This is a genomic window from Nocardioides sp. R-C-SC26, from assembly GCF_021246465.1.
In the GTDB taxonomy this organism is placed as follows: Bacteria; Actinomycetota; Actinomycetes; order Propionibacteriales; family Nocardioidaceae; genus Nocardioides.
Genome location: NZ_JAHRHK010000006.1, coordinates 17,078 through 31,188, shown reverse-complemented (window position 1 = coordinate 31,188; position 14,111 = coordinate 17,078). Strand labels below are relative to the sequence as shown.

The following is a 14,111-nucleotide window of genomic DNA, read 5'->3' as shown; positions in this document are numbered from 1 at the left end:
CCTCGTGGTGCTGCTCGGTCAGCGCGGGAGACCGAGCTTGGCGGCGCAGCCGGGCCAGGAACCGTAGCCCCCGGTCGCGGCGCGCAGGCGCTCGGCCACGCGGATCTGCTCCTCGCGCGAGTGCTGGTGCGGCAGCCCGCTGCCGCCGTAGGCCTGCCAGGTACCCGGGTTGAACTGCAGACCGCCGTAGTAGCCGTTGCCGGTGTTGATCGCCCAGTTGCCACCCGACTCGCAGCGCGCCAGCGCATCCCACACCGAGTTTCCGGAGGCGTAGGCCGGCGCGGTACCGACCTTGACGACCGCGGCGACCGGCTCGCGCAGCACGTTCTGCCGCAGCACGTGGGTCTTGAAGAGCTTGCCGTTGCGGAAGACGTAGCGGTAGACGACGTTGCGCACGCCGTCCTCGCCCGCGCGCACGACCGACGTCGTGCCCGAGGTCATCGAGTCGTCGGCCTGCTCGATCGCGTCGACGTCGAACCGCTCGCGGTTGACCTTCTTCTGCTCCCAGCGGATGCGGGTGAAGACCACCTTGTCGCCGTCGGCGAGCGTGCGGTTGCGGCCCGGGACGGTGCGGTCGTGCTCACGCACCTTCACCCCGACCTTGTCCAGCGCGTCGGTCACCGTGAGCGCGCGCACCGTGCGGGTGATCGGCTTGCGGCCGGCGATCACGAACGTGAGCTTCTTGGGCGTGACCACCTCGAGCTCGAGGCCGCTGCGGTCGATGAGACCGCCGCGGCTGGTCGAGAGCTGGGCGTCGCGGAAGGAGCGGCCGATCTGCACGAGCGCGGCATCGACGCTGGTGGCAGTCACCCAGTGGGTGGACTCCTTCCCGTCGACGGTGAGGTCGAGCGGGCGGGCGAAGCGCACGTTGATCAGCGAGCCGTCGACGATCGGCTCGTCGAGGGCGGGCGCGACGATGTCGCGCTCACCGACCTCGAGGCCCTCCGAGGCGAGCACGTCCTCGACGGTGTCGCCGAAGGTCGAGACCTGGCGCTCCTGCCCGTCGACGCTGATGGTCACGGTCGTGCTCAGCGCCTGGTAGCCGTAGGCGGTGCCGGCGACGGCGAGCGCGGCGGTCGCCGTCAGGGCGACCAGGGCCGTGCGGCTGCGCGCGAGGCGGGCGATGCGGGGGTGAGCCAGGGTGGCGGCGAAGCGTCCGGCGAGCCCACGCTGCGGGGGCTGCGAGCCGAGACTGTCTACGGGGTCGTGCTGGGGGGAAGTGTGATGGTGGCCATCGGTGGTCATCATGCTCCGAACGTCGTGCTCTCCGGGCCTCGGGCGCCGGCGCATCACCGGGCCGACCACCCAGCCGGGGTGGTCATGAGGTGATCGTCAGAGGGCTCCGAGTGGCCTACTGACCGCGCCGGACGGGTGGTTCCCGATCCCGGCCAACGTCGTCCACAACAACAGCGGTTCACTGCAGATTGCAAACCGAACACGCGCTTCTAGCCCTGACGGGTGGTCAGGATCACCCCTTCGGACTCACTTGAGTAACACACGTCACACCAGTCACGCCTCAGGCGTTGACCCGTCTTCAGTTGAAGACGGGTCAACGCCCAGCGGGGCCCAGGGACCGCCGAAGGCGGCGAAGGTGTTGGCCTCGACCGCCGCGCAGAGCTCACCGAGATCGTCTCCGCGCACCTGCGCCATCGCACGCATCGTCAACGGGATCAGGTAGGAGCCATTGGGGCGGCCGCGGAAGGGCGTCGGCGTGAGGTAGGGCGCGTCGGTCTCCACCAGGATGCGGTCGCGCGGTGCCAGCGCGAGCGCCTCGCGCAGGGGATCGGCGTTCTTGAAGGTGACGGTGCCGGCGAACGACAGATGAGCGCCACGGTCCAGGCACTCCCGCGCGAAACCGGCGTCGCCGGAGAAGCAGTGCATCACCCACCGCGACGGCGCGCTCTCGGCGTCCAGCACGCGCAGGACGTCGTCGTGGGCCTCGCGGTCGTGGATCACCAGCGTCTTGTCCAGTCGCTTGGCCAGGTCGATGTGCCGTCGGAACGACTCCTCCTGCGATGCCCGGCCCTCGTCGCCGGTGCGGAAGTGGTCGAGGCCGGTCTCCCCCACCGCGCGGACGACGTCCAGCGCCGCCAGACTCTCGATCTCGGCCAGGGCGTCGTCCAGCCGACCGAGGGCCGCCAGCCGCGGTGCCTCGTTCGGGTGCAGCGCGACTCCCGCCACCAGTCCCTCGTGCGCGCGCGCCGCTTCGACGGCCCAGCGGGCACCCTCCAGGTCGCAGCCGATCTGCACGATGCGCGGCACGCCGGCCGCGCGTGCAGCCGCCAGCGCCTCGGCGACGTCCAGGCCGCTCACCGCCGCGATGTCGAGGTGGCAGTGGTTGTCGACCACAGGATGGGGCAGCGGCTCGGCGGGCGGCGGAGGGCTGCCGTCGCGCTGGCCACGGACCTTCGAGCTCATGAAGCGGTCGCCACGCCGTCCACCCGACGCAGGATGGCGGCCGCGGCCCGCTCGGGCGCGTGGGTCGGGATCCAGTGGTCGACGCCCTCGATGATCTCCAGCTGGTAATCGGCCTCGACGTGCTTCTCCGTGCCGAGCACACCGGCCCGCGCGAGGAAGCCGTCGCCGTCGCTCCACACCATCGCGGTCGGCACCTGGATGCGGACCCCGAGCTGGCTGCGATCCATGAACGGCATCGCCCGGTACCAGCCCAGACCGCCCGCGAGCGCGCCGTCCTCGACCATCTCGCTGCGGAAACGGGACACCTCGCCCTCGCTCATACCGCCGATGCGCAGGAAGCGGTCGAAGATGCCATCGCGTCGTGCGGCCAGGCGCTCGGGCAGGAACGGCACCTGGAACATCGCCATGTACCAGGACTTGGGGAGCTGCGGCCCGGCCAAGGCGCGCAGGTAGGCCTGCGGGTGGGGCACGGAGAACGCCGTCAGCGAGGCGAGCAGGTCCGGGCGAACGGCCGCGACGGCCCACGCCACGATCGCACCCCAGTCGTGTCCGACCAGGTGCACCCGGGCGCCGTCGGTGGCCGCCTCCTCGATCAGGGCGATCACGTCGAGGGCGAGCTCGCGCGAGGCGTAGTCGCGTCGGCGCTGGGGACGCGCGCCGCGCGAGTAGCCGCGCTGGTCGGGGGCCAGCGTGCGGTAGCCGGCCTCGTGCAGCTGGGGAACGACGGCGTCCCAACACGACGCGCGCTCCGGGAAGCCGTGCAGCAGCACGATCACCGCGCCGTCGATCGGCCCCTCGTCACGCACGTCGAAGGTCAGTCCGACCCGCTGGAATCGCTCGATCCGCCGCGGCTCGCCGACGATCGGGGACGTCTGCTCACTCATGACACATGCACCGCCTGGTAGACCTCGCGCTTCGGAATGCCGGCCAGGCGGGCGACCTCGACGATCGCCTCCTTGCGCGACATCCCCTGATCCTCCCGCTCCGCGACCGCCGCGCGCAGGCTGTCCGCGTCCGTCGCCACCGCCGGAGCGTGCGGCGCCCCGCTGACCACGATGGTGACCTCGCCACGCACGCCGTCAGCCGCCCAGGCGGCCAAGGCACCGAGACCGCCGCGACGCACCTCCTCGTGGGTCTTGGTGAGCTCGCGGCACACCGCGCCCGCGCGGCCCTCGCCCCAGACCTGCGCCATCGCGGCCAGCGCCGCCTCGGTGCGGTGGGGAGCCTCGAAGAAGACCATCGTGCGTCGCTCGTCGGCGAGCTCGGTCAGGCGGCGTGCGCGTTCGCCCGCCTTGCGAGGCAGGAACCCCTCGAAGCAGAAACGGTCGACCGGGAGTCCGCTGACCGCGAGCGCGGTGAGCACCGCGCTCGGGCCCGGCACCGACGTCACCCGGATGTCGGCGGCGACGGCGGCCGCGACGATCCGGTAGCCGGGGTCGGACACGCTCGGCATCCCGGCGTCGGTCACCAGCACCACCCGTTGCCCCGCTTCGAGCGCCTCCAGAAGCGCGGGCGTGCGGGCGTGCTCGTTGCCCTCGAAGTAGGAGACCACCCGTCCCGACAGGGTGATGTCGAGGTCGCTGCAGAGCCGGTTCAGCCGGCGGGTGTCCTCGGCGGCGATCACGTCGGCGGCGGCCAGCTCCACCGCGAGACGAGGCGGAGCGTCGTCGGGACGCCCGATCGGCGTCGCCGCGAGCACCAAGACGCCTCCCTCCGCCTTGCCGGTCACGCCGTCCACCATGAGGTGATCGTAGAGTCCCCGCGTGAGTGCGATCCCCGACGCCTGGCAGCGCGCGACGTCGCGCGCGCACGGTCTCGGCCGTCGCGGCGACCGGCTGCTCGGCTGGCTGGTGCCCGTCGGGATCGCCCTGCTGGCCTTCTGCATGCGCGTGTGGCGCCTCGGCACGCCCGACCGGTTCTCCTTCGACGAGACCTACTACGCCAAGGACGCCTGGTCGCTGCTCCAGAACGGCTACGTGCGGAACTACCTCGCCGACGTCGACGGGGTGCCGGTCAACGACGCGATCATCGACGGTCGGACGACCGACCTCTGGGGCGACGGTCCCTCCATGGAGGTGCACCCCGAGGTCGGCAAGTGGCTGATCGCGCTCGGGGAGAAGGCGTTCGGCATGGACCCGTTCGGCTGGCGCATCGCGGCCGTGGTCATCGGGTCGCTGATGGTGCTGGTGCTGTGCCGACTCGCTCGGCGGCTCACCGGTTCGACGCTGCTCGGGTGCCTGGCAGGGCTGTTGCTCGCCTTCGACGGGCTCCACTTCGTGCTCTCCCGACTGGCGTTGCTCGACATCTTCCTGGCGTTCTTCCTGCTGTGCGGCGTCTCGTGCCTGGTGGCCGACCGTGATTGGCATCGCGCGCGGATGGCGCGGCTGATCGACCCGGACGAGCCTCCCGGCCAGGGCGACTGGGGACCCGTCCGCGGCCTGCTCGTGCGCCCCTGGCTACTCACCGCCGGGCTCTGCTTCGGCCTCGCGCTGGGCACCAAGTGGACGGCCGCCTACCCGCTCGCGGCGTTCGGTCTGCTGGTGTGGCTCTGGAGCGCCGGGGCCCGACGCTCCTTCGGCGTGCGCCGCGCCGTCCTGCGAAGCGCGCTGGTCGACGGCGTCCCGGCGTTCGCCCAGCTCGTGCTCGTGGCCGTCGTGGTCTATGTCGCGTCGTGGACGGCGTGGCTGGCCAACGCGGGCGAGTACGAGGAGTATCTCTCCTCCACGCAGTACACCCAGTTCGTCGCCGAACGGCCGTGCGTCGGCGAGGGCGAGGACCGCACCACCGACCACGAGACCGATCCGACCCGTCGCTGGCCGACGGCGACGGAACCGGACGCGAGCGGCCCCGCCGAGCTGGTGCAGTCACTGAGGTCGCTGTGGGCCTATCACCGCGACGTCTACACCTTCCACACCCACTACCTGAACTGCAGCAGTCACACCTACCAGTCGTCACCGTCGGGCTGGCTGCTGATCAACCGCCCCGTCGGGGTGGCCACCGACCTGGAGGTCGAGCCGGGCGAGCAGGGCTGCACGGCCGCCGAGGACAGCACCTGCTACCGCCAGGTGCTGTTGATCGGCACTCCGATCCTGTGGTGGGGCGGCGCGCTGGCCCTCATCGCGGCCGCGTTCCTCTGGGTCGGCACGCGCGACTGGCGCTACGGCCTGGCCGTCGTCGGTGCCGGCTCGACGTGGCTGCCCTGGCTGCTCTACGACGACCGGCCGATCTTCTACTTCTACGCGATCGCGTGCCTGCCGTTCACGATCCTGGCCATCACCCTGGTGCTCGGCCGTCTGATCGGGCCCGATCCCGCGCCGTCGCGACGGCGCACGGCGGGCGTGGTCGCCGCCGGCGCCTTCACCGTGCTCGTCGTCGCCAACTTCGCCTACTTCTACCCGATCCTCAGCTATGAGGTGATCACCCGCGATGGCTGGCTCGACCGGATGTGGTTCCACCGCTGGATCTGAGTCCGAGCGCAGCGCCCGCGACGAAGGAGCGGGCGCGTAGCGCGAGGAGGTTGAGGAGCTGGTGGACACTGAGGAACAAAGTGTCCACCCGCGTCTCGAAACCCAGCGAGGGTCTCGACAAGCTCGACCACCGGTCGCGAGGGTCTCGACAAGCTCGACCACCGGTCGCGAGGGTCTCGACAAGCTCGACCACCGGTCGCGAGGGTCTCGACAAGCTCGACCACCGGTCGCGAGGGTCTCGACAAGCTCGACCACCGGTGAGGCGCTCACCCTCCGGCGGCGCCGGCGGACCTACTCCGCGCAGGAGTCGGCGAAGGCGACGAGGTCGGCGGCGTCCCAGTGGGACGGGTCCATGTGCGGACCCTCGGCGAGGAAGTAGGAGGCCTCGGCGCCGCGCTCCTCCAGCGTGCTGACCAGCGGGCCGGCGTTCTGGAAGATCGGAACCCAATCGTCGCCCTCGGAGGCCACCACGCGGTAGCGGACGTCGTCAGGGAGACGATCGAGGTTGTCGATCGGGTTGCGGTCGGCGGGCACCTCGCCGTCGTAGGCCTCGCCGATGTAGCGGGTGGCCGTGGGCACGTTGCCCATCTTGCGCAGGTTGATCGCGGGCTTGACGCCGTACCAGCACGGCGGCGGCTCGACGCCGTGCACGAGGGCGTTCAGCGACACCGCGCCGCCCATGGAGCCCGAGACCCACAGCACGATCGGGGCGTCGATCTGCTGGCGTGCCCAGTCGATGAGGAGGGTGGCGTCCTCGGTGGACTCCGGGTTCCCCCACGACTGGAGGTGGAAGTCGGAGGAGGCGATGGCGTAGCCGTTGCGCACGAGCGCGCCGAGCCACGGGCCGTCGATCCGGTCGTTGACGTTGCCGCCCTGTCCGTGGAACCAGATGACGAGCCCACGGGGGTCGCCCGACCCGGTGGGCAGGGTGAGCCGGACGTTCTCGCCGGCGAGCTGACTGCGCACCACGCGGCCCGCGGTCTCACCCGACGGCGCCACGGTGATCGTCACGACGAGCGCGGCGAGCAGTGCCACGATCGCGAGCCGGAACTCCGAACGCATGGTGGTGGTGTGCCCTCTCATCAGCAGTCGGCGCGGGGGTGGCGTGGACGGCGCCCACTGTAGGTGAGCCATCCGAACATCCCCTCACCGGCGACGGCGCACCGTGATGCCACCGGGCCGTCCCGACGCCCGCCGCTAGGATCGTCGGCCGTGGCCACCAGCGCAGTCGTGACAGGCGCGGGACGGGGCATCGGACTCGCCTTCGCGCGTCGGCTGGCCGACGCCGGTCATCGCGTCGTGCTGACCGACATCGACGGCGACTCCGCGCGTCGCGCCGCCGCCGACATCGGTCGCGGCGCCATCGGGCTCGCCCAGGACGTCCGCGACGTCGCGTCCCACCGTGAGGTCGCCGCCGAGGCAGCCGAACTCGGCAGCGTCGCCGTCTGGGTCAACAACGCCGGCATCCTGCTCGCCGGCAGCAGCTGGGAGCACGGTGACGACCAGCTCACCGCGATCCTCGATGTGAACATCCGCGGCGTGATGGCCGGCTCGGCCGCCGCCGTGCGGGCGATGGGCTCCGACGGCGGCGCGATCCTCAACGTCGCCTCGATCTCTGCGCTGATGCCCGTGCCCGGCCTCGCGCTCTACGCAGCCACCAAGGCGGCGGTGCTGTCCTTCACGACGTCGCTGCAGGGCGACCTGCACCACGCCGGGCTCCCGATCCGGGCCCGCGCGCTGTGCCCCGACGTCGTCGGTACGGCGATGGTCGCCGATCGAGCGCACGACCCCGGCGCCGCACTCCTCTTCTCGGGCCCGAGACCGCTGGCCGAGGACGACGTCGCGGCGGCGGGCCTCGCGCTCCTGGAGAGCCGCCAGCTGTTCCGGGTCGTGCCCCGCTGGCGCGGGGCGCTCGTGCGCTCCCTGGACGTCACCCCGTCGGTCGGGCTGAGCATCCTCGGCGGCATCCGCCGCGTGGGTGACCGACGTCAACGCCGCGGCTGACCTTCCAACGCCGGAGCGACGTAGGTCCGCAGGAACTCCACCAGCTCCTCGCGATCGTCGACGTCGACCCTGCGCCCCGGGACGCCGACCAGGGACACCACGATCCGGACGACCCACTCTGCGGTGACCTCGATGTCGAGCTCGTCACGGAGCAGCCCACGCCCGGCGGCCTCCTCGAGCTGGCGGATCCAGAAGTCGGAGAGCCCGGGCACCACCTCGTGCACGTAGGTGCCCACCACCTCGGCGAAGGCCTCCGGCTCGCGCTCCGCGAGCTCGAGTGCGAGCGGCCCGAGCGGCGAGGCCCGGGAGAGCAACACGGCCTCGGCGATCATCTCCGCGATGCTCGCCGCGCCCGCGACCCGCAGCCGCGCCGCCAGCCAGAACTCCTCGTCACGCCGGATCAGGGCGGCCGAGAGCAGGGTCGGCTTGTCGGCGAAGAACCGGTAGACGTACGCGCGCGAGAGACCGGCCTCGTCGGCGACGGCGGCGACCGTCGTCCGCCGGATCCCGTCGCGACGCAGACAGGTCTCCGCGGCACGGAGGATGCGATCGCGTGCGGCGACGGGCCGGATCACCGGAGGTCGTAGTCCTCGTCGGCCGGCCCCTGGGTCCACCGCCAGTAGTCGACGAAGCGGAAGGGGTTCACTCCCCGCACCTCGCCGTGCTCGTTGCGGTAGTAGTTGTGCTCGATGTGGGGAGATGACCACACCATCGTGCGCATCTCGGCCTGCAGCCGGCGGTCGTACTCCGCATAGGCCGCGGCCGTGACCTCGACCGCACGGTGCTCGCCCTGCGCCAACCGCGTCAGGCAGGCCATGGTGAAGTTCACGGCGCACTCGGATCCGAAGACGATGCTGCTGCCCCCGGCGAAGTTCGTCCCAGGTCCGAACAGCAGGAAGAGGTTGGGGAAACCGGCGACCGTCACGCCGAGGTGCGCGCCGGGATGCCCGCCCCAGGAATCGTGCAGGTCGACGGCGTCGCGGCCGCGGATGGCCAAGGGCACCAGGAAGTCGTTGTAGGCGAACCCCGTGGCGAAGACGACGACGTCGGCAGGGTGCTCGACGCCGTCGGTGTCGACGACGCCGCCCGGAGTCAACCGGTCGACCCCCGCACGGACCAGTCGCACGTGATCGCGGCGCAACGTGCGGAGCCAGGAGCCGTTGTCCTGGAGGGTGCGCTTCCCCGTCGGGGGGTAGTCCGGAACGACCTGCGCGAGCAGCGCCTCGTCGTCGCCGACCTGACTGGCGATCCACTCGGTGAACATGCCGCGCACCATCTCGCTGACCTCGCTGACGGACCGCTCCTGCGGCCCCCAGGCCGGATCGACCTTCGCCGCGGCCAGCCCGGTGTCGCACATCGGCCACATCACGAGGAAGCGGAACCAGCGCCCGTAGAAGGGCACGTGGCGCGTCGCCCAGGCGACACCGGGCCCCACGACATCGTGGTAGCCGGCGTTGGGGAACATCCACTGCGCCGTGCGCTGGATGACGGTGAGACTGGCGACGTCGTCGGCGATCGCGGGGGCGATCTGGAACCCGGTGGCGCCCGCACCGATCATCACCACACGCTTGCCACGCAGGTCGACGTCGTGCCTCCACCGGGCCGTGTGGAATGCCGGGCCGGCGAACTCACCGGCGAACTCGGGTACCTGCGGCCGGTTCAGCTGTCCGACCGCGGCCACCAGCGCCCGGCCGACGACGACCTCGCCCGAGGCCAGTCGCACCTGCCAGGTACCGCTCTCCTCGTCCCAGTCGGCCCCCTCGACCTGCGCACCGAAGCGGATCTTGTCGAGGACGCCGTGCTCGGCGGCGACCCGCGCGAAGTAGGCCTGCAGCTCGGGCTGGCGGGAGAAGAACTCGCTCCAGTGGTCCCCCGGCTCGAAGCTGTAGGAGTAGAAGTGGCTGGCCACATCGACCCGGGCACCCGGGTAGGTGTTCTCCCACCACGTGCCGCCGACGCCGTCGTTCTTCTCCAGGACCACGTAGGGGAAGCCCGCCTGCTCCAGTCGGATCGCGGCCAGGACGCCCGACATCCCCGCACCCACCACGACGACCGGGTAGTGCTCGGCGTGAGGGACGGGGGCTGGTGCACGGTGGTCGACACCGTCGAATCCCAGTTCCTCCAGGAGCATGGGCAGGTACTCATCAGGGACCGGCTCGACGGCCAGCCACCCCATGATGGCGTGCAGGTCCGCGGCGGAGAGAGGTTCGGGCTCGGGACACCCGCGGTCTCGGTAGTCGCACAGGATCGAGTGCGCGAGCTCCCTCCCGGCCTGCTGCTGCTCCGGCGTCATGAAGCCCTGGACCTCGTTGATGAACAGGCCCTGCGGCCGCAGCTCGCCCGCCAGCAGCTCGGCTCGTCGCGCCGGCGAGACCAGGTGGAGGCACGACGCGAGCAGCGCCGGCACCGAGACGTCCTCGAGCAGCGCCGTCAGCTGCTGGTCGGAGACCTCGGTGACATCGAAGGGCTGTCCCGCGTGAGAGTTGCGCACGTCACGGGACAGTACACACTTGTCAGCAAGTGTCTACACGCCTAGGTTGCCGCTCATGCTTTCGGTCGTAGCCCACGCGCCGGGTCGGATCAGCGTCGACACAGTCCCGGATCCGGGTGGCCCCGCTCCTGACGCCGCGGTCGTCGAAGTGCACCTGGCGGCTATCTGCGGGTCGGATCTGCACTTCTACGACGGCGACCTGCCGCTCTTCCCGGTGGCACTGGGGCACGAGGCCGTCGGCACGGTGATCGCGGTCGGATCGGAGGTGACACGGGTGCGGGTGGGCGACCGGGTGATGGTCTCCTCGGTGGCCGGCTGCGGCGCCTGCCCCGGATGCGCCACCTCCGACCCGGTGCGATGCCGCGACGGTGCGCAGGTCTTCGGGTCCGGCGCGCTCGGGGGCGCCCAGAGCGAGCTGCTCGCCGTCCCCGCGGCCGACTTCAACCTGCTCACGATCCCGGACGGCGTCGACGACGAGGCGGCGCTCCTCCTCACCGACAATCTCGCGACCGGGTGGGTCGGCGCGCAGCGTGCCGCGATCACGCCGGGCGACGACGTGCTGGTGCTCGGCCTCGGAGCGGTCGGGCTCTGCGCCGTGCGTGCCGCCCTCGCCCAGGGTGCCGGTCGAGTGCTGGCGGCAGACCCCGTGGCCGGTCGACGCGAGCGTGCCACCGAATTCGGCGCCGTACCGGTCGAGGGCGACACCCCGGAGACGGTGCTCGGTGCCGTGCTCGAGCGCACCGAGGGGCTGGGGGTGGACTCGGTGATCGACGCGGTGGCAACCGACGCCTCCCTGAACCAGGCGTTCGGAGCGGTGCGTGCAGCCGGCACCATCTCGGTGATCGGCGTCCACAACCTCGACCCCTACCCGCTGCCGGTGCTCATGGGCGTCTTCCGCAGTATCAGTCTCCAGATGACGACGGCGCCGGTGCAGCGCACCTGGGCGGATCTCGTCCCGCGTGTGACAGACCGGCGCATCCGCACCGACGGCATCTTCACCCACTCCTACGATCTCGCCGACGCCGCCGAGGCCTACGCCGCCGTCGCGGCCCGCAGCGCCGAGGTGGTCAAGGCGGTCCTCCGCATGCCGGCAGCCGATCGGGCCAGGTGATCGGCGACATGGGATTCCTGCAACCGAACCTGCCCGTCGTCGACCACGACTCCTGGCATGCGCTGCCGCGCCAGGAGCGGATGCGGCCGATGGCCCGCCACTTCGCCGAGCACGGCTTCGGCTCGCCCGACGTGCTGATCGTCTTCTACCTGCTCAAGATCGTCGTCTACGCCGCGGTCGGCTGGGTGCTGGTGCTCTCGACGCCGGGCATCGACGGTGCGTTCGCCGTCGGCGACTGGGGCACCGACCCGACCGTCCTCTACAAGTTCGTGCTCTGGACGATGCTCTTCGAGGTGCTGGGGCTGGGCTGCGGGTTCGGCCCGTTGAACCTGCGGTTCATCCCGCCCATGGGTGCGTTCCTGTACTGGTTGCGCCCGGGCACCATCCGCCTCGCCCCGTGGCCGCGTCAGGTGCCGCTCACCGCGGGCGACCGCCGCGGCCCGGTCGACGTCGCGCTCTACGCCGCCTTCGTCGTCAGCCTCGCGTGGGCGGCTTGGGGAGCGCTGCCCGAGTGGCAGGTGATCCTGCCACTCGCGCTCCTGGCCCTGATCGGCCTGCGCGACAAGGCGATCTTCCTGGCGGCCCGCTCGGAGGTCTACGCACCGCTGGCCCTGACGTACCTGCTCACCGCTCAGGACCCGGTGATCGCCGCCAAGCTGCTGTTCGTCGTCATCTGGTGGGGAGCTGCGACGTCGAAGCTGAACCGGCACTTCCCGTTCGTCGTCGCCGCGATGGAGAGCAACAGCCCCGTGTGGCGCAGCCCGCGCATCAAGCGCGCCTTCCACCGCGACTTCCCCGAAGACCTCCGCCCCTCCCGCGTCTCGAAGGCGCTGGCGCATGGCGGCACCGTCGTCGAATACGGGCTACCGCTGATCCTGCTGCTGAGCGACGGCGGGCCGGTCACCGCCGGAGCGGCGATCGCGATGATCGCCTTCCACCTGCACATCATCTCCAGCTTCCCGATGGGCGTTCCGCTGGAGTGGAACGTCTTCATGATCCTCGGCATCGGGGTGCTGTTCGTCGGGCATGCCGACGCCGGCGTCGGCGACCTGACGCAACCGGCCCTGGTCGCGGCCCTGGTCGGGTGCGTCCTCGGGTCGGTCGTGGTCGGCAACCTGCTGCCCGAGAAGGTCTCCTTCCTCCCGTCCATGCGCTACTACGCGGGGAACTGGGCGTCGTCGGTCTGGTGCTTCCGCGGCAAGGCCCTGGACCGCTTCGACGCCGGCGTCGTCAAGGCGTCCCTGATGCCGCATCAACAGTTGGAGAAGGTCTACGGGTCGATGGACGAGGCGCTGGTGCCGCTCCATCTCGGGTACGCGTTCCGCAGCTTCCACCCGCACGGCCGCGCGCTGTGGTCGCTGGTGCCACGCGCCTGCGGCCCCGAGCACGAGGAGTACCTCGCCCTCGACGGCGAGCTGGTGGCCGGCACCGCTCTCGGCTGGAACTTCGGCGACGGCCATCTGCACCACGAGCAGCTGGCGGCCGCTCTCCAGGCTCGCTGTCACTTCGAGCCGGGCGAGGTGCGCGTGGTGTTCCTGGAATCGCAGCCGTTCCACCGCGGGACCCAGCGCTACCGGCTCTTCGACGTCGCCAGTGGTGAGATCGAGCGCGGCCACGTGCGCGTCGCCGACCTGGTCGAGCGCCAACCGATCGACGAGGACGTGCCCGTGCATCCTGACGCCGTGAGCCCGTCTCGATGAGCGCCCGACGGGACCTGCTCGCGACGCTCGACCCGGAGCTGCGTCGGGTCGGCCGTGTGCTCCCGCGTGGCCTCGGCCTTCCCCGCACCCTGCCGCTCCTGCGCGGCGCGACGGGCGTGGCCTTCCGCTTCGCCGGCCTGTCCGGGGTCGAGTCCCATCCGGTGAGCGACGCGGTCTCGGTCCGCGTGCACCGACCCACGACGACTGCGCCCGGCGAACGCCAGGCCGCGCTGCTGTGGATCCACGGCGGCGGCACGGTGATCGGGGCCGCGGTGCAGGAGGATCGCTACGCACGACGACTCGCGGCCGACGTCGGCGCCGTGGTCGTCGCCGTCGACTACCGGTTGGCGCCGGAGCACCCGTTCCCCGCGCCCGTGGAGGACTGCTACTCCGCGCTGCTGTGGACGGCACGGCAGCCGTGGGCGGACCCCGCGCGCATCGCCGTCGCCGGGGCGAGCGCCGGCGGCCTCCTGGCGGCCGCGACCGCCCTGACCGCCCGCGATCGCGGCGAGGTGACGCCGGCCGCGCTCGGACTCGTCTATCCGATGCTCGACGACCGCACCACTCGTGCGACCGAGCCGGCCGGCCACCTCGTGTGGTCGGCACGCGACAACGTCGCCGGCTGGAGGTCCTACCTCGGCGGGGCGGATCCCGAGGTCGCGGCGCCCGGGCGACGCACGGATCTCGCCGGCCTCCCCCCGACCTGGGTCGGCGTGGGCGACCGCGACCTCTTCCACGACGAGGACCTCGCGTTCGCGGAGCGGCTCCGCTCGGCCGGCGTCGCCACCGATCTGCACGTCGCGCCGGGAGCGTTCCACGCGTTCGACCAGATCGCCCCGCAGGCGCGCGTCGCCCAGCGATTCCACGCCTCGCTGTGCGGGCACCTGCGGACCCATCTCTGAGAGATCCCGAGCGTCTCC

At 71.6% G+C, this 14,111-nt stretch carries 12 protein-coding genes; 5 read left to right on the top strand and 7 right to left on the bottom strand.

What is annotated here, in order from left to right; translation table 11 throughout:
• Positions 1 to 18: 18 nt before the first annotated feature.
• From KSO97_RS07115 to rsmI, 4 genes are all read right to left on the bottom strand, one after another.
• The gene (locus KSO97_RS07115) at positions 19 to 1,248 is read right to left on the bottom strand and encodes a resuscitation-promoting factor (protein ID WP_269782142.1); all 1,230 of its coding nucleotides are present in this window, start codon (positions 1,246 to 1,248) and stop codon (positions 19 to 21) included.
• A gap of 261 nt (positions 1,249 to 1,509) precedes the next feature.
• Complete coding sequence (locus tag KSO97_RS07110) at positions 1,510 to 2,418, bottom strand: TatD family hydrolase (RefSeq protein ID WP_232677426.1); 909 nt, start codon at positions 2,416 to 2,418, stop codon at positions 1,510 to 1,512.
• The gene (locus KSO97_RS07105; protein ID WP_232677425.1) at positions 2,415 to 3,302 is read right to left on the bottom strand and encodes an alpha/beta fold hydrolase; all 888 of its coding nucleotides are present in this window, start codon (positions 3,300 to 3,302) and stop codon (positions 2,415 to 2,417) included. Before KSO97_RS07105 ends, KSO97_RS07110 begins: the two co-directional genes overlap by 4 nt.
• The gene (rsmI, locus tag KSO97_RS07100; RefSeq protein ID WP_232677423.1) at positions 3,299 to 4,159 is read right to left on the bottom strand and encodes a 16S rRNA (cytidine(1402)-2'-O)-methyltransferase; all 861 of its coding nucleotides are present in this window, start codon (positions 4,157 to 4,159) and stop codon (positions 3,299 to 3,301) included. The genes KSO97_RS07105 and rsmI overlap by 4 nt, the downstream gene beginning before the upstream one ends.
• 22 nt (positions 4,160 to 4,181) lie before the next feature.
• Between rsmI and KSO97_RS07095 the strand changes: the two genes are divergently transcribed.
• The gene (locus tag KSO97_RS07095) at positions 4,182 to 5,885 is read left to right on the top strand and encodes a dolichyl-phosphate-mannose--protein mannosyltransferase (RefSeq protein ID WP_232677421.1); all 1,704 of its coding nucleotides are present in this window, start codon (positions 4,182 to 4,184) and stop codon (positions 5,883 to 5,885) included.
• Between the two features lie 291 nt (positions 5,886 to 6,176).
• Here the strand turns inward: KSO97_RS07095 and KSO97_RS07090 are convergent, their stop codons facing one another.
• Positions 6,177 to 6,947 carry a S9 family peptidase gene (locus tag KSO97_RS07090; RefSeq protein ID WP_232677420.1) on the bottom strand — a complete coding sequence of 257 codons (771 nt, stop codon included), beginning with the start codon at positions 6,945 to 6,947 and terminating at the stop codon, positions 6,177 to 6,179.
• Positions 6,948 to 7,097: 150 nt separating this feature from the next.
• Here KSO97_RS07090 and KSO97_RS07085 point away from each other — a divergent pair, with 150 nt between their 5' ends.
• Complete coding sequence (locus KSO97_RS07085) at positions 7,098 to 7,889, top strand: SDR family oxidoreductase (protein ID WP_232677419.1); 792 nt, start codon at positions 7,098 to 7,100, stop codon at positions 7,887 to 7,889.
• On the opposite strand, the gene KSO97_RS07080 is transcribed toward KSO97_RS07085, so the two are convergent.
• Both KSO97_RS07080 and KSO97_RS07075 read right to left on the bottom strand, forming a co-directional pair.
• On the bottom strand, positions 7,874 to 8,464 hold the full coding sequence (locus KSO97_RS07080; RefSeq protein ID WP_232677418.1) for a TetR/AcrR family transcriptional regulator: 591 nt from the start codon (positions 8,462 to 8,464) through the stop codon (positions 7,874 to 7,876). The genes KSO97_RS07085 and KSO97_RS07080 overlap by 16 nt on opposite strands.
• The gene (locus KSO97_RS07075; protein WP_232677417.1) at positions 8,461 to 10,380 is read right to left on the bottom strand and encodes an NAD(P)/FAD-dependent oxidoreductase; all 1,920 of its coding nucleotides are present in this window, start codon (positions 10,378 to 10,380) and stop codon (positions 8,461 to 8,463) included. The genes KSO97_RS07080 and KSO97_RS07075 overlap by 4 nt, the downstream gene beginning before the upstream one ends.
• Before the next feature lie 55 nt (positions 10,381 to 10,435).
• Between KSO97_RS07075 and KSO97_RS07070 the strand changes: the two genes are divergently transcribed.
• From KSO97_RS07070 to KSO97_RS07060, 3 genes are read left to right on the top strand one after another with little or no spacing between them, the layout of a single operon-like run.
• Positions 10,436 to 11,491 (top strand): alcohol dehydrogenase catalytic domain-containing protein, encoded by a 1,056-nt coding sequence (locus KSO97_RS07070; protein ID WP_232677416.1) that lies wholly within the window; start codon positions 10,436 to 10,438, stop codon positions 11,489 to 11,491.
• Between the two features lie 8 nt (positions 11,492 to 11,499).
• Positions 11,500 to 13,191: a DUF3556 domain-containing protein gene (locus tag KSO97_RS07065; protein ID WP_232677415.1), complete on the top strand. Its 1,692-nt coding sequence runs from the start codon at positions 11,500 to 11,502 to the stop codon at positions 13,189 to 13,191.
• Positions 13,188 to 14,093, top strand: a complete 906-nt coding sequence (locus KSO97_RS07060; RefSeq protein WP_232677414.1) for an alpha/beta hydrolase — start codon at positions 13,188 to 13,190, stop codon at positions 14,091 to 14,093. The genes KSO97_RS07065 and KSO97_RS07060 overlap by 4 nt, the downstream gene beginning before the upstream one ends.
• Positions 14,094 to 14,111 lie beyond the last annotated feature (18 nt).